We start from the raw sequence: 20,371 nt of genomic DNA on the forward strand, positions 1-20,371 counted from the left end.
AACGGAATTACTATTTATTCAGAGTCCTCCACATGCGCGTCAGGGAGCTCATTGGGATACTGTTCTCGCAAAAGTCCCTTTGCAAAAGAAATCCATTCGCGTGCCGCAAAAGATAAATAACGGTCTCTACGCCACGCCATAGCAAGCTGCCACGGAATTACCGGATCCGTCAAAGGCACAACAACTAACCGTGATCGATCCATATCCCGGCATATGGTCTCTGGCAGCAATGCGATTCCCATACCGGCAGCCACCATGCGGCTAATTAAGTCCCATTGGGAGCTCTCATAGATTACCTTAGGCTGAAATCCCGCCTTCACACATTCCGTAATAATCCGATCATGCAGCGTAAAATCCTCCCGGAACAGCACAAACTCCTCTTCGGCCAGTTCACTTAACGGAACAAAGTCTGCACCGGCCAGCCGATGTCCTACAGGTAAAATAAGATTCAGCTTCTCTTCAACAAAGGTGAAACAATGAAGTTTGGCTGTATTTACAGGCAGCACAACCATTCCGATGTCCAGCAAGCCCGTTTCTACATCTTCCTCCACTTTTTTCGCGCCATCCTCATGCAGACGAATAGTAACCTGCGGATAACGTTTATGAAATTGACCAATCACCGAAGGGAAAAAGCTCGCCCCTACCATTGGAGGCAGACCGATGCGGATGTGGCCCTGCTCCAAATTTCGTAAGCTATCCAGCTCAGAAGACAAGCTGGCGAACGACTCCACGATATTTTGCGCTTTGGTGAACAGAATTTCCCCCGCATCTGTAAGCCGGACACTTTTCCCTTCACGGTAAAACAAATCCGCCTCCAGCTCGATCTCCATATTCCGGATCATTTTACTGATCGTTGGCTGAGAAATATATAAGGATTCGGCAGCCCGAGTAAAGCTTTTCATTCGTGCTGCTTGGACGAAATATTCTAATTGTCGGATATCCATCTTCCAACCTCCGATCCATAGATAAAAGGAATGTCATTTATTCAATCTATTCATTTTACCTATGAAAACAATTGATGTAAACTTTCATTATCATGAAAGGAGCGAAGCCTTATGAAAAAGATTGTTATAGGCTTGCTGCAGGTAGCGGGACTTACCCTATTCTCATTACTAATCAATGCTGTAACCCCATTATTGCATATCCCTATTCCCGGAAGCATACTCGGAATGATTATATTGTTTCTTTTGCTTGAGTTTGGTGTCATTCATCTGAATTGGGTTGAAGTTGGTGCTTCTTGGCTACTGGCTGAGCTCCTGCTGTTCTTTATTCCATCTGCTATTGGCGTAATGAAATACGCGAATATTCTGGAAACTGATGGTTTACGAATCCTCGCGGTGGTCATTTTGGGTACGATTGTTGTAATGGCCAGTTCCGGATTACTTACCAGTAGAATTTACAAAGCAAAGGAGCGGAAAGGATCATGTTAAACGCTCTGTTATTCTTCGGTCTTACGGTTGCTGTGTATCTACTGGCGAAACGCATTTATGCTTCTAGTGGCAAAGTGTACACCTCTCCATTGATCATTACACCAGTGCTTATGATTATCTTCTTACTCATCACAGGCATTACTTATGATTCTTACAATGCGGGAGGCAAATGGCTGACGGATTTGCTGCAACCGGCAACTATGGCCTTTGCAATCCCTTTGCATAAAAACTTCAAGGTGCTCAAAAAGCACGCCGCCGAAATTGCGGCAGGCGTGCTGTCAGGGACGATAACAGCGGTGATCTCTTCTATTCTGCTCGCCAAATGGCTGCATGTCAGCGGCGATCTGGCAGCCAGTCTGGTTCCACGTTCGGTGACTACGCCGATCGCTATGAGCATCTCGCAAAGTATCGGCGGTGTACCGAGTATTACTGCAGTCTTCGTCATCATTACCGGGATACTCGGTACAATGATGGGCCCTACAGTGCTCCGCATCTTCCGCATTGACAATGAAATCGCGCGTGGTGTATCGCTGGGAACCGCTGCGCATGGTACAGGAACATCCAAGGCCTTCGAGCTTAGTTCACTGACCGGAACCATCTCCAGTATTGCGATGATTCTGTCCGCGCTGTTATCCATAGGTGTGGCGCCAGCTTTACTCGCGGTATTCCTCCACTAGGCTAACCCAGCTTGAGCCAAGGACATGTCTCTTTAGCACATCTAAGGCGACATGTCCTTTTTTTAAGAGATCTAAACCTAGAATTTAACCGGAAGTCCACTTTGTGCTGAATCGTAAGCCGCGCAGGTTACTTTAAGCGTCTTGAATCCATCCTCATAGTCACTGAGAATACGTGAACGATCACCTGTCCGTACAGCATGCAGAAAAGCTTCACTTTCCACTAAATATGGATTTCCTGTGTTTTCAAATTCGGTGCTATTGCCACTTCGCACTTCCAAGAGACGATCCGGGTTCCAATCCAGCAATCCCCGATCATTATAGAAACTAAGTCCTACACTTCCCACCGGATCAGGCAGTACACATGTATTTGAAATATTAGCTATGATTCCATTCTCAAGCTTAAGAGATACGGTACCTACATCGGCTACGCTCACACCTTCATGCTGCTCATGCATAATTCGGTTTCCGAACATGCCGTATACTTCTTTTACCTCTCCTGCCAGATAACGCACTAAATCGACGATATGAGTAGTCTGCTCGGTGAACTGTCCTCCGGATTGCTCCTGATCACGCCACCAAGCTACGCCCGGCATGCCGCCCATCCACTGGCCCATAACCATACCGATCTTATCACCACGTAGTGTTTCCTTGAGCCGTCTGACATTCTCTTGATAACGGAAATGGTAACCTACCGAGGTCAATAAATTATGTTCTTTAATATCTTGCAGCAAGCTCGCAGGAATTTCAGTAGTCATACTAAGCGGCTTCTCTATAAAAAAAGGAATATCCCTCTTGATTAATGAACGTTCAATCGCACCATGAGATTGTGGAGGCACACAGATATAAACAGCATCAAGCGTCTCTGCATCCAACATCTCTGTAATATCACCATATCCAGCAGCTCCGTATGGACGTGCCATATCTTCGCCTTTGGCTTTACTGCTTCCACAGACTGCCTGCAACTGGACATCATCCATCCCTGCCAGCAAATCAGCATGTACCTTAGAGAACCAACCCGTACCCACAATACCCACTTTTAATGTCATATTATTTCCCCCTGCCGATTGATTATGAATACCCTTTCGTAGATTATAACCTCTTACGAGCGGATAAGATAATCTCTCCATTCTTCGGGGAGCAAATGCATATATGGACTCTGCAAAAAACGGTCATCAGCCAACACGATAATGCCCGTATCCGTCTCGCTGCGAATCAACCGGCCTCCGGCTTGCAGTACCTTGCACATTCCCGGATAGACATAGGCATAATCAAAGCCATTTTTTCCTCTGGCATTAAAATATTGACGCAGCAGATTGCGTTCAAGACCAAGCTGTGGCAGGCCAACGCCAACAACCATAACCCCATTGAGGCGATCCCCTGGCAGATCCACACCTTCTGAAAAAATTCCTCCAAGTACAGCAAATCCCAATAACGTCTCGCCATTGTCTGGACTAAATGCGGCTAAAAAACTTTCTCTAGCTTGCTCGCTCATGCCTGTATCCTGCATCAATGTCCGGATTTCAGGGTAATTCTCCGTAAAGGCCTGATATACGTTTTGCAAATAGAGGTACGAAGGAAAAAACACCAGATAATTGCCCTTTTTAGAGACCATTTGGCTCAGTGCTTTAGTCAACGGAACTAGGGAACCTTCCCGGTCATGATAACGTGTGGAGACAGGTAAGACGGTTACTTCCCACTGCTCTTTCTGAAAAGGGGAAGTAACGGTTAGACTGTAATCTTCCTCCGCCGCACCAATCATATCCCGGTAGTAAGATAATGGAGAAAGTGTAGCTGAGAACAGGATCTGACTGCGAAAGCTCTTGGACATCTGCCGAAGCAGATGCGAGGGATCCAAATTGAATAGCTTGAGATAGACATCCCCTCTACGAACCTCCGCATAGGTAATGTAGCGTTCATCATAGGTCTTAAAGGTGCGGAGCATGCCCTGAACTGCAAAATAGGTATCCAAGAGGACATTTTCCCCTTCTCCTTCCCCATTCAGTGAGACAATACTGGAGCTCGGGTGAATAAGTTCCTGTTCCGCCTCCAAAGAAAATATCTCAAGCAAAGCCGGCAGCTCCTCCGGGAACGAGTCCCACTGCCCTTGCCCCTCTTCATTGCAAATTTTGCGAAGGGAGATGAAAAAAGCATTCACCGATTTAGCGGCTGTACTCAAATTCCGGTTCATTTCTTTATATTGGCGCTGGATTTCCAGGAAAGGGGCTTTTAGCAAAGAGGCGGAGAACATTTCCCGTCCCCGGTCTACCAGATTATGTGCTTCATCTACTAGAAGTACCGTTTCTCTCTTTCTTTCCTCTGTTAGCCGTTTCAGACTGATGCGAGGATCATATATATAATTGTAATCGCAGATCACAGCATCACAGGCATAAGCTGCATCCAATGAGAACTCAAACGGGCACACTTTGTGTTTGTGAGCATACAGTGCAAGGGTGTCTCTGCTCATGAGCGTCTCGTGCTCTAACAGATCCATCAACGCGTCGTTGATCCGGTCATAATAGCCGTCCGTATAAGGACAGGAATCCTTACCGCAAATCCCCTCTTCGCGAAAACAGGCCTTCTCTTTAGCGGTAATTGTGATGACATGCAGCTGAAGTCCCTGCGTTAGCAACAGCGAGATGGCTTCCTGCGCGGCAAAACGGGTAACTGTCTTTGCCGTTAAATAGAACAATCCCTTAGCTTGTCCTTCGCCCATCGCTTTAAGGACAGGGAACAACGTCGACATTGTTTTCCCGATACCTGTGGGGGCTTGAGCGAACAGACTGACCTTTTCCACGACGGACTTGTATACAGCTCCTGCAAAATGACGTTGTCCCTTTCGATAAGAGGAGAACGGAAAGCTCAACTCCCGAAGACTCTGCTCCTTCTTAGCCTCATGACGAACCATCATCTCGGCGTATGGAGCATATCTAGCCACTGTGTCATTCACAAATGAAATCAGTTCTTCAAAAGACAACGTTCGGTACAAGCTTTTTTGCTCATCAGTGGCCCGGTGGACATAGGTAAGCTTAACCTGAATAGAAGAAAGCTCTTGCTCCAGAGCTATCATATATGCGTACATCAGCGCCTGTGCCCAGTGAACCTCATGTCCCTCATCCAGTAAATCCAGCAGTCCGGAGGTTGACTTGATTTCTTCGACCGTAAAGCTCCCATCCTCCGAGACAAGCAATCCATCACAACGCCCATCTACAACATAAAGCAGGTTTCCATAAGGAATTTCCGTTTTCAAATAAACCTCTTTGCGGTCACCTTCCTTATATTGCTTTTGGATTTTCTGATGAATTCTTGTGCCTTCGACCATAGCGCCCGTTCCATGAAAGCCAGGCTCAATGCTTCCGCTGCGAAAAACATATTCAACGAGAGTTCTAACTGATAAAGCTACTGTAGAGCCCATCCGGCATCACATCCTTTAATTTTCCATATATTCTTTTTGCTCCCAATCGCCATTTTAGTCCTGAATTCGTTGTATAACCCTGCATGAGAGCAGGAGCGTCAGCTTCAACCCTATGTGTTTAACTTTACGCACTCCGCTAAGCTTATACTTAGGTTCTCGATTTTTGACATTCTATAGCTAGCCCTGCATAATAAATTTTATTACTATGGAATTATTTTGTCTGGGGCGCTGTTTCTTCCTAGCCGGGAAATAGCGTTTTATCATGTAGAAAGAAGGCGAAGCTGTGTCATCCTTTAACTTTAAACAGTGGATCGTTAAACCTTTTGTGTTTTTCACAATAATTTTTATTCTAAAAGCTTTCTTGGCATGGGGCGTAATCTTTGACGATATATTGCCCTGGAAATCATTATTAACTGAAATCCCCTTTGCTTGGGCGCTCTTCTGTATCATTGAACGTTTTGGTTCCAAGCGCAAGCTCGGATATTACATGACCGTAAATTTATTAGTGACAGCCATTTTCTTCGCAGCCATTATGTATTTTAAATATTATGGTGTTATTGTGACTTACCATGCAGCGGAGCAGGTGAATCAAGTCACCGCCGTCAGCAACAGCGTATTCTCACTAATGGATCCATACTACCTGCTGATTTTTACAGACATCATTATTCTCGGAGTTTATTTCTTCTTTAATAAAAAAGGCCGGGTCTATAAGAAAGAGAATATCAACCGCCGCCGTGGCGGAAAACTTAAGTACAGCGTTCTGTTTGCAGTCTCACTTGCTTTATGCCTGTTCAACATCTTGCCTAATAAGGCCAGCATGAACGAAATTAAGAAAGCCCAGGAAATGGGAATTCTTAATTATGAAGCCTATACGATCTTCGCTAAAGAAGAGCCTGAGCTAGTCAATTCAAGTGACATTACACAAGATGCCATCAACAAATTGAAGGGGATTAATACTACGGCTAGTTCTCCACTTCAAGGCATCGCGAAAGATAAGAACCTTATTATTATTCAAATGGAATCTTTCCAGAATTTTTTGCTAGGACTCAAATTAGACGGTCAAGAAATTACACCGAACCTGAACAAGGTGATGAAGGACAGTCTTTACTTCCCTAATTTTTATCAAATGGTTGGTCAAGGGAATACGTCGGATGCAGAGTTCGTAGTTAATACTTCCTTCTACATCCCTCCACGTGGAGCGGCAACGATGTCCTATGTAGATAAGGTACTGCCGAGTCTGCCACGTGTGCTTAAAGAAAATGGTTATCAGACTGCAACCTTCCACACCAATGTCGTAGAATTCTGGAACCGCGGCGAGCTGTATGACTCCCTGGGCTTCGATCATTATTATGATCGCAAATTTTTTGGTGAAGATGATGTCTTTTTCTTTGGCGCTTCTGATGATACGCTCTACAGTAAGACAGCCGACAAACTAAAAGAAATGGACCAACAGGAGCAGCCTTTTTACGCTCAAGTCATTTCAATGTCAGCGCATCACCCTTTTACTATTCCGGAAGAAAAATACCGTATGGAGCTGCCAGAGCGTTATGAAGGTACTTTTGTTGGTGACTATATCCGTTCCCAGAACTATGCGGATGATGCTTTTGGACATTTTGTAGAAGAGCTTAAAGCGAAAGGTGTCTGGGACAATAGTGTAATCATGATTTATGGAGATCATATGGGATTGCCGATTTATTCCCTCGATCATGATGATAAAGAATTGATGACTGAAATCTATGGTCATGAATACAGTTATGCGGATATGATGAACATCCCTCTGCTTATTCATGCAGGTGATGGCGTAGCGCCGCAGACCATTGATGAAGTAGGCGGAGAAGTGGATATCATGCCAACCGCTGCAAGTCTGCTTGGGATTTCATTAGAGAATAACGTATATTTTGGTCAAGATCTACTCAGTCAGACTTATAATTTGCTGCCAGAACGATATTATTTACCTTCTGGTTCATTCATTGCCAGCTCAGGATTGCTTATTCCTGGTAACAGCTTTGAAGACAACACTCAGTACTCTATTTATAACGATGGAACAACACCAAGTGCCACTGAGGACGAATATAACCGTGCCTTGAGGCTTTTACAGCTTTCCCACAGCTATATCACTCAGTTGCCCGACAAACAACCTAAACAATAAATTACAGGGCGTAGGCAACCAACGAACAAAAACAGCAGAGCAGCGATTCCCCAATAATGGAGAACCGCTGCTCTGCTGTTTTTTATAAAGATATCCATTCCGAAGCTTAGCTGACTAACGCTCCTGATCCTCGATCATACGGTAATACTCTGCAAAGTTGCGTAGTTCTTCGGGCTTCAGTATGGACAAATGCTCCGCCAGCAGTTCTTTGGACCGGAAATGTCCTTCTTCCAGCACCTGCTGACCCTTCTCGGTGATCGTTACTACAACCGCTCTCCGATCCTTCCCATCCGGCTCACGCTTGATATAACCCAGCACCTCCAAACGGTCCAGCATCACCGTCACTGCACTGGATTTGACCTCCATACTTTCTGCCAGCTGTACCACCCGCGACTTCTTTTCTTTCGCTATCATATTTAACAGACCCATCTGAGGCACCGTAAGTCCGAGTTCTTTGTGCAAAGACATTTGAGACATAATCTTACGCTGTACTCTCCACATGGATAGTCCAAGACGATCAATTAACGGATCTATTTGATGTGGCATATTTGTTCAACCCCAATCCGTTTTTAATAACTCAAGCGTACCACTAGAACTGGTAATGATTCAATGGTTTTGTCTACTAAACCATTGAAAGCATGCTGGAAAGCGCAGACTCCCATGATTCTCCAATTTCCGACACAGAAATACTATATTCCATGTAAGGTTATAAGCATATCAATACGATATAATCGTAGAGGTGAGAGCTATTATCACTGAGAACATAATTTGTCAAGGTTGGTGCGAAGAATGAAATTAGCAACTAAATTAACTTGGATGATGTTCGTCGTCTTACTTCTTGTAGGATCATCCATCGGGTTTTTCGGATACCGTACAGCTTATAAGCAAGTAGACGAAGCTGCAGGTATCGAATTGGTAGGATGCGCTAATATTACAACCGGCCTGATTGACCCCGCAGACATTTCCGCATTGTTGGCAGGCGATCAAAGTAAACTGGAGGCTGTAGAGGATCGAATCGGTTGGATTGTAGCACATAAGGCTATTTTTAAAGAGGCATTCATCTTATCCTTAGACGGAAAAGTACTTGCCGCAGATTCAAGCTTCCAAGCTAGAGGTTATAAAGCAGGCGATACTTTTTATTTCCCAGCTGAAGTTAAGCAACATATCACTGAGTCCAAGCATTCCTCCTACTCCAAGGTTTATACATACGAAGGTACCTCACTTAAGACAGGTTACGGCCCCATCTATCAGGATCATGATCCATCCAAACCTATAGTTGCGCTGATGGCCATTAATTTCGATGGCTCCATAATTCAAGAAAGAACCCAAGATATCATAGTTCAGCCCTTTATTATCGGAGCTTCCATTCTGGTTATAGCTATCGTAGCAGCTTATCTGTTAATCCGCCGAATGATAAGTCCGTTAACGAAGCTGTCTAAAGGGGTCAATCTTGTTGCACAAGGCGACCTTACTCATAATCCTATTTTATTCAACAGCAAGGATGAGATTGGTACATTAGCCCGTAATTTTAATGACATGACCCAAAGCCTGCGCTTGCTTATTACCGAGGTCAATGAGACTTCCATGCAGGTAGCTTCCTCGTCCGAAGAGCTCTCTGCCAGTGCACAGGAAACCAACCGGGCCGGTGAGTACAGCGTCAATGTTACAATTGAGCTTGCCGATAGCGCGAATTCACAGCTGCAGAATATGGAGGGCGAATATAAGTCTGTACAAGACCTGTCTCGCTTCATCACAGAGATTGCAGGCAATGCAGATAACGCGATGAATAATGCGGTCAGCAACGCTAATAAAGCCCGTACAGGCCGTGAAGCAATGGATTCCACCACACAGCAGATGAGAGTCGTAAGTGACAGCATTACCGACCTAGCAATCATTATTGAAACCTTGGGTGGTTATTCCAAAGAAATCGAAAATATCGTGGGTACTATTGCCAGCATCGCAGAGGAAACCAATCTCCTGTCCCTAAATGCAGCGATTGAAGCCGCAAGAGCTGGAGAAGAAGGAAGAGGGTTTGCGGTCGTTGCCCATTCCGTGCGTAAGCTTGCTGAGCGCTCAGCCCATTCCGCTGCGCAAATTGGCCAGCTGGTAAACATCATCGTGAATCAGATGGATCAAGCAGGAGAAACAATGAAACGCTCTACAGAAGAGATGGAGCACGGCAGAGAAATGATTGCCACGGCAGGCCAGTCCTTCTCGGAGATAGAAATGTCTGTCTCGGGAATGGCCTCACAAAGTCAGCAGATCTCCGGAACAGTTCGACAGCTTTCGCTAATTTCCGACCGTCTCGTTACAACCCTTCAGAATATCGTAAATGTCGCTAATCAGACAGCCAGCAGTGCAGAGACATTGTCCGCTTCCTCAGAAGAACAGCTTGCCGCGATGGAAGAAGTTGAGTCTGCAGCAGCTTTCCTGTCCTCACTAGCTGAGAAGCTGCAAATTCTGATTGAACGATTTAAGGTTTCTTAATAGCAAAGGGGCTAGCGTCCAAGCAGAGAAATTCTGCTTGGACGCTAGCCCCTTGTTCTATGTATTGAGATCATCTGCTACGATACTGCTGTATTCGCTATAAACCACTGGCCCAGCTCATGCACCGGCATTGGCCGCCCATAATAATAACCCTGCATCACTCTGCAGCCTAAGGATTGCAGCAGCTCAATCTGCTCTGGTGTCTCCACACCTTCCGCCACGACCTCCATATTAAGATTGGTGGCAATCGCAATGATATTACTGATAATAGCTTTCTTGGAATGCATCTTGCTCTTACGAATAAATACCTGATCAATTTTGAGTGTGTTGACTGGAATCTCATCTAAATTACCAAGGGACGAAAAGCCTGTCCCAAAGTCATCCAGTGATACCCTTACCCCAAGTGCCCGAAGTCTGGATAGCTGCGCAACCGTCTCTTCCATGTTATTCATCGCAATGGACTCTGTAATCTCCAGTTCAAGGAAATGTGGTTCTAGGCCTGAACGTGTGAGTGCTTCTTCTACAACATCGTATAAGCCCCCACCCTCAAACATCCGCGCTGACATATTAATAGAGACTGCGACATTTGCTATCTCTTCCTTATGCCAAAGCATGTTCTGGCTGCATACATCATGCAGCATCCAATAGGTAATGGGGACAATTAGTCCCGTTTCCTCTGCGATGGGAATGAATTCCGCGGGAGAAATTATCCCATGTTCAGGGTGCCGCCAACGCAGCAGTGCTTCAAGACCCACGGTAACGTTCATATACGAATCCCATTTCGGCTGGTAAACAACCATAAACTCGGAGCGTGCCAGCGCTTTACGAAGATCCTTCTCCAGCGACATCCGTCGCAGCTGATGGCGGTTCATCTCCTGATCGAACACACTGAATTTATTCTTACCCGAATCCTTAGAGGTATAAAGAGCTGTATCGGCTGCCTTCATTAACGCTGAGCGGTCAGTTCCATGCATAGGGGTCATACTGATCCCCACGCTTGCAGTAACATATAGCTCATTACCCTGAATGCTGTAGTATTTCTTAAGCTCATATAAAATGTGCTCTGCTTCCTCTTGCGCATCCTCCACAGTACAATCTGGAAGAGCGATCAGGAATTCATCTCCGCCCAAACGAAAGACCTTGCCTTTACTTCCTACAGAGCGTCTTAATCTTATAGCGACCTCTCGCAGTAACAAGTCCCCTATATCATGTCCAAGCGTATCATTAATCGACTTAAACCGATCCAGATCCACAAAAAATACGGCGCCAGATCTACTCCCGAAAAATTCATCTTTAAAATAACGTACCAGGCCATGTCTGTTCGGAAGATCAGTTAGTGGATCATAATAAGCCATCCGTTCCAGCACATGCCGGTCCAGAAATACAGCACCACCAGAAATCGCAAGCATAAATAGCGTTACCAAGGATACTCCCATTAAAAGAATAACATCAGTCTCCATAAAAAAAGTTGTATTGCCTAGCAGACCGTTATATTCAAAATGAGTCGCCCTTACACTCGTATAATGCAATCCAGTCACCGAAAATCCGATAAAGAGAGCAGAGTATAACTTCCAGCGGTTAAAACCCACATAGTCTTTAAACTTGTGAAATAGAAATAATCCGATAAAAGACGAGAGCATAACGAGGATTACAGCACATGTCTGAGTCCATATCTCATAATGAATCTCCGCTGCGATCTTCATGGAGGACATCCCGATATAATGCATAGCAGAGATCCCGCTGCCCAGAAGAACACCACTAACTATTAAACAACTTTTTCTTAAACGTGGCACAAACGTAATCCGGAATGCCGAATAGCAGCACAATACACCAACCAATAACGATAATACAGCCCTGCCTGGATAATAATTCACGCTAAAAGGAAAACGGCTCGCCATAATCCCTACATAATGTATCGACCATATGCCACTGCCGAGTACACATGCCCCCGATATTAACCATAAGCGACGAACTTTCCCAAACGAGCGAGGGACTTGCGAGATCAGATTCAGCGCGGAATAAGCTGCAGTCGCCGCTAGCGCAAATGATAGTAAAACAATCCAAACGTTATAGTGGATTCCCATTTTATCCATTAGTTAACCTCTTCACCGGTTTTGAATACCGTAATCGCTGCAGCGTATTTCTCAAGTAAAAAATCAGTACACGAATATCAGATAAATGGAAGAGTGCGTAAAGATTATAGGTTATCCCTGAAAAGCAACTTTAGATGTATTCTACCTTGTATTCAGCCGATTGTCTAAGAAAATACTGGAATTTATACCCTTTTTTTATGTCGGCAAAAAATGTCCATATTTGACGCATTCACTCACCCCGGAAAGTTGGATATGTGACCTGTGGTTGATGGGGTTTTGGGGAAGGTCTTTCGCCATAACCATTGATTCAAAACTACCAGAACTAACAGATAGATGTAAATTCCTCCGGTAAATAAAGTGAAGACATAGTGAATACCCGCCATCCCCATCAGCAAAAACATAAGCATGAAGGCGACTCCAGTGTAATCCTTTTGTTTGGCTGCCTCATAACGCTCTGAAAAAGGTAAGCTCCGCGGATAAACACGAAAGCAGATGACTGAGAAAATCAGCATGGCGAATAATACCACTACTAAATCAGGTACAATGTGCACACCGAACAACAGAATGAACAATACCGCATCTACTGCAAATAAAGGCAAGACTAGCCGCAGCAGCGCCGCCTTAAGCATCCCACGGTAAATAGGCGTGCTATCGGGTAAAGGAATCAGCCTATAAATCCAAGCTCCTTTATAACTTGTAGAGTAGCGTAGCATCTGTATTACAGTCTGCATTAACATCGTGCAGAAATAGATTAACAAGTACACTTTTGAACCTTTAAGGGAACCATCATAACTATTCTGCAATATACCAAATATAAAAATAAACGGGAATGCGATAGAAAAGCCAAGTGCAGGATAGACCTTCAGCTTAAAATCGCGCTCATTCTTCATCATGGACCAAGTAAACCGAAAGAAAATCCCCTCTGCCGGTTCCTTGCATACTCTGCGCGAGAGCCACTCTGCGAGCTGGCCCTTGTCTTTTCCACCGGAGCCTTGCTCCGCCAGCTTTTGCAAATTCCGCTCAAACTGTGGCATCAGCTTAATATAAGCTACGATCAGTACAAGTGGGGTTATCAAAGCCAGCAATGAGAGAATGAAGTAATAGGGTTCTCTCGCTCCACCAAGCAACAGTTCAAACGGAGCCGCGAACCAAACCGGAAAAATAAAGTACTGCCACCAAGCAGGATGATAAGCAGCACCAAGCTCAGTGAGGTTGAACAACCTGGAGATGAATTGATAGCCCACCATTATTCCGATCGTTAGAAGGATTTGCGTATAATTTATAATATCCTTGAGCTTCTCCCCATCAAAAAACCGCATGATCATCAGGTAGAGCAGTGCAGTTATTACGAGGATAAAACAGTCTAACAAGACAATTGTCACCGCATACATCAGAAAAAAAGCGATCCCCTGCTTAAATAGGCTAAATACCAAAGATGGACCAGTGATCGACAATGTAACTGTCCCTAAGTAGAGAAGAACGTGGATACTTTTGGCCATATTTAAGGTGGTTCGGTTGACGGGTTTGGAAAAAAGAATATTTTTATCACGTAAATCAAGCATTACTGAAGAAAAATCAGAGATCAGGGTTGTGGAGACAAAAAACATAATGATCCCAAAGGTTAAGCTCATTTGCAGCATATAGTGATCATTGGATAGCGTTAGCGGAATTAATATTAAACCAAACAGTAAGTAAATCCACTGCAATCGCAAAGGCGAACCTTCTTTAACGTTCTCCTTTTTCTGCATACCTGCAAGCGCTGTAGGCATTCTTCTTCCGTCCATGGTCAGTTTGATCTGCAGAATACTCCGCATGGTGTCATAATCGACTCCAAATCTTATAAATGCACCCCGCAGCTTATCCAACAGCCTCAGCACGAAGAAATCAGTCATAAGAGGATACCTCTTGCTCTTGCATGACCGCAACAAATTCACCAGCGATATCACGGTATTTATCAAATCCGGTTAATTGATTGAAAATATCTTCAAGCGTCCCTTCGCGGCCTTTCTCCTTCAGCTCCGCAAAACTTCCGTCCGCCACAATATCCCCGCCATCAATCAAAATGATCCGGCTACTGATTTTCTCAACCACATCCATGATATGTGAGGAGTAAAAAATGGTCTTCCCCCGTGCCGCCAGCGATGCAAAAATCTCCTTCACTATCATCACGCTATTAGCATCCAAACCACTCAGCGGTTCATCCAGGAATAAAATATCGGGGTCATGCAGCATGCTGGAGATAAGCAGCACCTTTTGCTTCATCCCTTTTGAGAACGAAGAAATCCGCATATCGTAAGACTTCTCCAAACCTAGCAGTGTGGTTAATTTTTTGGCCTTGTAGTCCGCCTCCGCACGACCTAGCCCATACAGCTCGCCAACAAAGGTTAGATACTCTCTTGCAGTGAGGCTATCATATAATTCGGCTACCTCCGGCACATAACCTATACGTTTCTTGTAAGAAACATCTCCATCAGCAATATCCTTACCGAAAATCTCCACTTTACCGTTATATCCTTCTACCAAACCGAGCATAATCTTCACCGTTGTACTCTTACCTGCCCCGTTAGGGCCGATATAACCAATAATTTGTCCTCTATATACCTTAAGATCAATTCCCTTTAGCACCATTCGGTCTGTATAGTTCATCCATAAACCTGAAATCGCTATGACCGGATCGTCAGCTAAACCCATATCTCAGTCCCCTTTCTAGTAACTAATCAATAATGTGAAATATTACTACTTTATGTAATTACAATAATTGTATCATTTAGTAGAATCCTCTTCCATGATTTAGTCTGCTAATCTTATGTCTAGTTAAAAAAAGAGTGACCATTAGGCCACCCCCTAGAGATTTATAGCGAAAGGCAGCGCCACCGATGCCACGAAATGGCTGTAGGCACTCCCTTTATTTTAGTAAACCGGGCTAAGATCAGAGTCCGTTTGGTGGGGTAGCATTTTTGCATAAGAGAGCGAGCACGCTATCGGACACAGCTGACCTTATACGCGGCTTTTTACCACATTTGGAGTGCTAAAGGACCCCATAGTCGCTATCAGCATGAAAAACACCATAAACGCACCTTTTTCTAAGCGATAGCGTCGCTGGAGTCCGAAACTATGCCCCAAAGGCTGGAATGTGGAAAATAACGTCATCTGGGTCCGAAAGTCGCGCCGATAATGAATGAGCTGCTGAATCAAGCGGGCAAGAGGGCAAGCGTGCAAGCGGACAGGGCAAGGGCAACCAGCCAGCTAACAAACAAAAAAACAGAGCGGCGATACTCCAATAAAAGAGGAATCGCTGCTCTGCTGTCTTAGCCGAGTCGCCGCACTCATAGTTGAACGCTACTTACGTGACGTCCGCTATGTCTTAGTCGCTGATTATTTGGATAGCAAATTGTAAATAACCTGTGCTGCTTCTGCTCTTGTAGTGACTTCCTCCGGATTGAGTTTACCGTTCGCTCCGGTCACTACACCTCTCTCTACCAGCGCTTGAAGGGCTTCTTGTGCATAACCAGCGATCTGTCCAGCATCACTAAAGCCGGAAAGCGTGGCCGCTGTTTTCTCAGATGGCAGTTCACCTAGCGCTACAAGCGAGCGGTACAAGAGTGTAAATAGCTCCTGCCTAGTGATCTGAACCTCTGGCTGGAATTGATTATCACCCGAACCCGTTGCTACCCCAAGGCGCTTAGCTGCAGCAAGATAATTCGTATAATACGTATTGCCCGCATCTGCAAAATTATCTGCGGCAACCTCATCTGGTGCGATGTCATATGCCTTAAGCAACAGGACAATGAACTGTCCTCTGGTTATTGCGGCATTAGGACTGTAATGCTCAGCATCCGTACCAGATGTGATACTGCGTGCTGCCAAGAAACCTACTGCATGGCTATACCATGAGGCATCTGGAACATCTGCAAAGCTCACTTGATTATATCCAATAATATATTGGGAGAAATGTGTGGTTATGAAATCTACAGTTCCCTTAGCGGCATTGTAATTCCCACGTACATTGTCCAAACTTCCAGTGCTGTTAATGTGATACACAATAACCGCATCTGACCGTTCTCCCGCTTGCAGCACGTACGGTACGCTGACACGAACACTGCCCCCACCGAAGGTGGAAATCGTGCTTTCACCCGCTATAACCGACAAGTCATAAACTGGTCTGTCTCCGAGAACAGCCTTGCCTTCTGCCGTTAATGACACCTTCGCGATTCTAATAATGATGTCTCCGGCATCTGAAGCTGCACTAATGCTTGCCAATGATTGGGCATCAAACGTAATCGTACCCACATTCTCATAATCAATGGTAATCTCCGCCTTCGTTCCGGCGGCTAACTCATTAATTATGCTTCTTGGAAGAGTAAGTTCAGCGGTTTGAGTATCTGAAGTAGCTGCAACACTAATTTCAAGAACAGCTTTCTTCCCATCAGCTTCTGCCTTCTTAGCGAGACTCACGAATTCAGCAGCCGTTTCTTTTGTGATCGTTGCAGTAGTCACTCCTGTGGTTTTATCCGTTTTAGTTGCTGCTGTTGCTGATAGGTTCACGGTACTCCCTGCTGTTGCCGTAGCAACCAGTTGAGGGCTTGCCGATGGTTTTGGTGTAGTCGTGCTGCTCGGTGTAGAATTGCCACCCGATCCACCCGATCCACCTGTTCCACCTGTTCCAGGATCTGAAATAGGCACATAGGCCGGAACAACAATGTCAGTCGCTGGACTTGCCTTATAACCTTCTTTGGCTGCGTATCTCACTTGATACGTGCCCGGTATTAATCCTGTGATTTCTTTATCTGGTGCATACACATAATTAGTTACACTCGACAGCTTATATTCTAAGGCTGTCGTGGTTCCCGTAATTCTTCCATCATTGTTCGCTGCTGAGGTAGGAGCAGCTCCCTGTAACCCAGTTGGAGCTGCTTGTTCCGCAGTGAATGCTGGAACGATTACATCTGCTGCTCTACCCGCGTTAAATCCTTCTTTAGCTGCGTATCTTACCTGATAGATACCCGGCACCAGTCCAACGATCTCTACATCTGATGCGTAGACATAATCGGTAACCGTAGACAGCTTATATTCCAGCGCTTTCGTAGTTCCTATAATTTTACCGTCGTCATTGGCTGCACTGGTTGGTGCTATACCTACTAATCCTGTAGGTGCCGCTTGCTCACCATATGCCGGGACTTCAACTGTAGCGTCTTTACCTACGCTGTATCCCTCTTTTGCCGCATATCGCACATTATAGAAGCCCGGAGTAAGACCAGTGATAGCTGTACCTGTTACAGGCTTATAATCAGCTTCTCCAACGCCTTTATACTCCTGTCCTTCAGCAGAACCCGTAATTTGCCCATCATCATTAGCTTCAGAAGTAGGTGCTACGCCTACCAGTCCTGTCGGGGCTGCTTGTTGATGGGTGTAAGCAGGAACTTCCACACTTACGTCTTCGCCAGCATTATAAGGAATGATTGTGGGTCCAGCTGCGGAAGTTGGCCCTTGATAGCCCGATGTAGCGGCATATCTTACCTTATAAACACCAGGTGCAAGCCCTGTAATGGCTGATCCCGAAGCTGGGGTGTAAGCCTCGTCTCCAGCAAGCTTAAATTCCAATGCTGCACTGGTGCCTACAATTTGCCCATCCTTATTGTCGGCCGCTGTTGGTGCTACACCGGTAAGTCCTGCCGGCACAGCTTCGAGTCTGGAGAATATTTTATCCAGCGCTGTTGTAGTGTTATTGTATCTGGCTCCGATTGGGTAATTAGCCTGCACGTAATCCGGTTGGATATTCGTCCAGCTGTACATAAGTTCAACATGCCCTAGAATCGGTGAGTTTTTGCCTCCTGCATCCTTGTTGTCCTTGTTATAAGTGAACAGATATGGAACTTGAAGTCTGTCTCCGCTCACGGTGTTTCCAAGTCCATCTACATAACTAATTACAGTTGGTTTGGCAGCTGAATTGTTTTCGGTCTTGATATTGGTCAGATAAGTACGAACCAGATCAACATAAAGCTGCGCATACGGATGATTAGTGGTTCTAATCTGAAGCTCATTATTATTATGCGGATTTGCACTGCCCTTAGTGCCGCTGTTGTTATTAGGCTCAGCAACGGTCACACCAGCATCCAACTTAGTGTCGAAGAAGTAGATCTTATTGATATTATGTTTTTTGGCATATTCGTTGATATATTTAATCACCGCTTGCGTGTTAGGGCACCACGACCCACCTAACAAAATCGCATAGTTTCCCTCACTCGCTAAAATTTGCTTCAGCTGATGATAGGTCACATGTTCATAAACAAGCGTGCCATCCGCTTCGTTGAAGATCGTAGGTTTTCCCTCATTTTCCCCTTCATAGTTCTTATTAAATGCAGCCTTGATATAAGCCGACTCGTCGATAGTGTCATATCGGGAAGCGGCACCCAGCACCTCACTTACAGATGTTTTATACGCATTAACCTTCGCCGCATCAAGTGTTCCGTTCGTCAGGAACTCATTCCACGAATAGCTCTTATCCAGGTAGGATACGACAGGAGCACTATTTCCCTGTGCATCCTTGTGATCCTTGTTGTATACCAATAAGAATGGAGACTCGAGCTTGTTAGCAGTCACAACTTCCCCGTTTTTATTGGTATAGCTGACATTGCGTTCTGGATCATCTTTGGAAGACAGATTTAAATTCTTCAAATACTTGTTGACCAGATCAACATATTTATAGGCAAATTTATTATTGCTGTCTGCAATCTGAAGGGTGTCCCCGTCCAGCTTAGTATCAAAGTTATAAATCGTAGAGATGCCATATTCCTTGGCTACCTCGTTGATAAAGCCGATATCGGCCTGTGTATTCTCGCTCCAAGCGCCGCCAACCAGAACAGCGTATGTGCCTTCACTCTCAAAAAGATGAACGATATCTTCATACGTTGCTGTTTTAAATACATGGTTAGCATCATTTAGACGGTCATAGACATGACTGAAATAGTCAAACTGGTTAACGCCGCCTTGGGAAGAGGTTATTGCTTCTGCGGTATCCGGATTAGCATAAGCTCTTCCTGCCTGAGTAGGCAGGATTAGCAGGGAGGCTGCCAGCAGCAGCGTTACAATTTTTTTGAAGGTTAATGGTCGTATCATTATGTGCACCTCGCCTTAAATAGGTTTATGGGATGAATGGGCTGAAAGGAATCCTGAATGAGCCTGCTGCTCATCAAGGACAAACCTCTTCCTCAGCGGCTGGTGCCGGTGCTGGTGCCTGAACCGTTTCCGCTGGAGCAGCTGCTGGTGCGCTGACCGTGGATGCAGGTGCAGAAGACGATGTTTTCGGTTGAGAAGACTCAACTACCGGAGCCGGGGTCGCTTTAACTACCTCTGTTGTAGAGAAGGTTATAGCTTTTTTGGAAGGTGTCTCCGTTGCTTTTGCTACAGGAGCGGCGGTTTCCTTAGGCTGTTCAGATACAACAGGAGCTGCGGTCGGCTGAACGGCTTTAGCGGTTACGTTTGCTTTTGGAGCAGTCGTAGGCGCAGGCGTTGCCGCGCTGGTTTGCGGTTTAACAGATGCAGATACCGTTGTTGCAGCTGTTGCCGTCTTAGCGGTGTCCGCAGCCGGGGATGCGGTTGCTTTAGGCTGAGCTGCGCCCGCTTCTGGAGCTGCTGAAGCAACAACCTTCGCCGCAGAATCAACAGCTGCTGGGACCGCAGTAGCTTCTGCCGTGACTGTCTCTGCTGCTAGAGCCGAAGCTTCCGGCTGGACAGCTTCTGTTACAGGAGCTGCAGTAGCTTCTGCCTGAGCAACAACTGCTGCCGCAGAAGTAGCTACTGGTAAAGCTGCTGCGGTTACTGCTGTATTACTACTCTCTTGAATGGGTGCTGCCTCTGCTGTTTTTTTGTTAGCGGATACCGCGGCATACGTCAATGCGGAGAAGACGATAGCGGCGGCAACCAAAGAGATCGAAAGCTTTTTCATATGTGTACCATCCTTTTCAAATAAAATAAGAGACCCCTTCATTACATTCTTGTACCTTAAATCCGTAACTCTCCCTTCTCTAAAGTTAAAAAAAAGAGACTCAACGGGACGCAATTTACGCGTCTTTCGTTGAATCTCCGGCTGTCCAGTCGATTCCAATTGGCTTGTGATTAAGTTC

At 45.4% G+C, this 20,371-nt stretch carries 13 protein-coding genes; 4 read left to right on the forward strand and 9 right to left on the reverse strand.

All coding sequences use genetic code 11. The annotated features are described in order from the left end of the window. Positions 1-14 precede the first annotated feature (14 nt). A complete protein-coding gene (locus MKZ16_RS30880) occupies positions 15-944 on the reverse strand; it encodes a LysR family transcriptional regulator (protein ID WP_076105043.1) in 930 nt (309 codons plus the stop codon). 111 nt (positions 945-1,055) lie between these two features. Here MKZ16_RS30880 and MKZ16_RS30885 point away from each other — a divergent pair, with 111 nt between their 5' ends. After that, positions 1,056-1,430: a CidA/LrgA family holin-like protein gene (locus MKZ16_RS30885; protein ID WP_036682017.1), complete on the forward strand. Its 375-nt coding sequence runs from the start codon at positions 1,056-1,058 to the stop codon at positions 1,428-1,430. Beyond that, positions 1,424-2,107, forward strand: a complete 684-nt coding sequence (locus tag MKZ16_RS30890; RefSeq protein WP_036682019.1) for a CidB/LrgB family autolysis modulator — start codon at positions 1,424-1,426, stop codon at positions 2,105-2,107. Before MKZ16_RS30885 ends, MKZ16_RS30890 begins: the two co-directional genes overlap by 7 nt. 77 nt (positions 2,108-2,184) lie before the next feature. On the opposite strand, the gene MKZ16_RS30895 is transcribed toward MKZ16_RS30890, so the two are convergent. Then, the gene (locus MKZ16_RS30895) at positions 2,185-3,153 is read right to left on the reverse strand and encodes a Gfo/Idh/MocA family oxidoreductase (RefSeq protein WP_038573694.1); all 969 of its coding nucleotides are present in this window, start codon (positions 3,151-3,153) and stop codon (positions 2,185-2,187) included. 53 nt (positions 3,154-3,206) lie between these two features. Next, positions 3,207-5,519 (reverse strand): helicase C-terminal domain-containing protein, encoded by a 2,313-nt coding sequence (locus tag MKZ16_RS30900; protein ID WP_076105044.1) that lies wholly within the window; start codon positions 5,517-5,519, stop codon positions 3,207-3,209. Between the two features lie 283 nt (positions 5,520-5,802). Between MKZ16_RS30900 and MKZ16_RS30905 the strand changes: the two genes are divergently transcribed. Further along, a complete protein-coding gene (locus MKZ16_RS30905; RefSeq protein ID WP_038573700.1) occupies positions 5,803-7,668 on the forward strand; it encodes an LTA synthase family protein in 1,866 nt (621 codons plus the stop codon). Positions 7,669-7,782: 114 nt separating this feature from the next. Here the strand turns inward: MKZ16_RS30905 and MKZ16_RS30910 are convergent, their stop codons facing one another. Then, positions 7,783-8,214 (reverse strand): MarR family transcriptional regulator, encoded by a 432-nt coding sequence (locus MKZ16_RS30910; protein WP_051491215.1) that lies wholly within the window; start codon positions 8,212-8,214, stop codon positions 7,783-7,785. A 243-nt stretch (positions 8,215-8,457) separates the two neighbouring features. Here MKZ16_RS30910 and MKZ16_RS30915 point away from each other — a divergent pair, with 243 nt between their 5' ends. Beyond that, positions 8,458-10,155 carry a methyl-accepting chemotaxis protein gene (locus MKZ16_RS30915; protein WP_076105045.1) on the forward strand — a complete coding sequence of 566 codons (1,698 nt, stop codon included), beginning with the start codon at positions 8,458-8,460 and terminating at the stop codon, positions 10,153-10,155. 77 nt (positions 10,156-10,232) lie between these two features. Here MKZ16_RS30915 and MKZ16_RS30920 read toward each other — a convergent pair whose 3' ends face one another. The 5 genes from MKZ16_RS30920 to MKZ16_RS30940 form a co-directional block, all read right to left on the reverse strand. Then, positions 10,233-12,248, reverse strand: coding sequence for an EAL domain-containing protein (locus MKZ16_RS30920; RefSeq protein WP_038573706.1), 2,016 nt, complete (start codon positions 12,246-12,248; stop codon positions 10,233-10,235). Between the two features lie 233 nt (positions 12,249-12,481). Next, on the reverse strand, positions 12,482-14,140 hold the full coding sequence (locus MKZ16_RS30925; protein ID WP_076105046.1) for a hypothetical protein: 1,659 nt from the start codon (positions 14,138-14,140) through the stop codon (positions 12,482-12,484). Continuing rightward, complete coding sequence (locus MKZ16_RS30930; protein ID WP_036682032.1) at positions 14,133-14,939, reverse strand: ABC transporter ATP-binding protein; 807 nt, start codon at positions 14,937-14,939, stop codon at positions 14,133-14,135. Before MKZ16_RS30930 ends, MKZ16_RS30925 begins: the two co-directional genes overlap by 8 nt. A gap of 684 nt (positions 14,940-15,623) precedes the next feature. Next, the gene (locus tag MKZ16_RS30935) at positions 15,624-19,364 is read right to left on the reverse strand and encodes an S-layer homology domain-containing protein (RefSeq protein WP_076105047.1); all 3,741 of its coding nucleotides are present in this window, start codon (positions 19,362-19,364) and stop codon (positions 15,624-15,626) included. A gap of 73 nt (positions 19,365-19,437) precedes the next feature. Beyond that, complete coding sequence (locus MKZ16_RS30940; RefSeq protein WP_076105048.1) at positions 19,438-20,193, reverse strand: hypothetical protein; 756 nt, start codon at positions 20,191-20,193, stop codon at positions 19,438-19,440. Between the last annotated feature and the right edge of the window lie 178 nt (positions 20,194-20,371).

Origin of the sequence: Paenibacillus sp. FSL R5-0928 (assembly GCF_037970385.1) — a bacterium.
GTDB classification, from domain to species: Bacteria; Bacillota; Bacilli; order Paenibacillales; family Paenibacillaceae; genus Paenibacillus_AQ; species Paenibacillus_AQ odorifer.

Coding starts and splice junctions, on each gene's coding strand:
- MKZ16_RS30885 (WP_036682017.1), top strand. CDS start 1,056: ATGAAAAAGATTGTTATAGGCTTGCTGCAGGTAGCGGGACTTACCCTA.
- MKZ16_RS30930 (WP_036682032.1), bottom strand. CDS start 14,939: ATGGGTTTAGCTGACGATCCGGTCATAGCGATTTCAGGTTTATGGATG.
- MKZ16_RS30890 (WP_036682019.1), top strand. CDS start 1,424: ATGTTAAACGCTCTGTTATTCTTCGGTCTTACGGTTGCTGTGTATCTA.
- MKZ16_RS30880 (WP_076105043.1), bottom strand. CDS start 944: ATGGATATCCGACAATTAGAATATTTCGTCCAAGCAGCACGAATGAAA.
- MKZ16_RS30920 (WP_038573706.1), bottom strand. CDS start 12,248: ATGGATAAAATGGGAATCCACTATAACGTTTGGATTGTTTTACTATCA.
- MKZ16_RS30910 (WP_051491215.1), bottom strand. CDS start 8,214: ATGCCACATCAAATAGATCCGTTAATTGATCGTCTTGGACTATCCATG.
- MKZ16_RS30925 (WP_076105046.1), bottom strand. CDS start 14,140: ATGACTGATTTCTTCGTGCTGAGGCTGTTGGATAAGCTGCGGGGTGCA.
- MKZ16_RS30915 (WP_076105045.1), top strand. CDS start 8,458: ATGAAATTAGCAACTAAATTAACTTGGATGATGTTCGTCGTCTTACTT.
- MKZ16_RS30940 (WP_076105048.1), bottom strand. CDS start 20,193: ATGAAAAAGCTTTCGATCTCTTTGGTTGCCGCCGCTATCGTCTTCTCC.
- MKZ16_RS30895 (WP_038573694.1), bottom strand. CDS start 3,153: ATGACATTAAAAGTGGGTATTGTGGGTACGGGTTGGTTCTCTAAGGTA.
- MKZ16_RS30935 (WP_076105047.1), bottom strand. CDS start 19,364: ATGATACGACCATTAACCTTCAAAAAAATTGTAACGCTGCTGCTGGCA.
- MKZ16_RS30900 (WP_076105044.1), bottom strand. CDS start 5,519: ATGGGCTCTACAGTAGCTTTATCAGTTAGAACTCTCGTTGAATATGTT.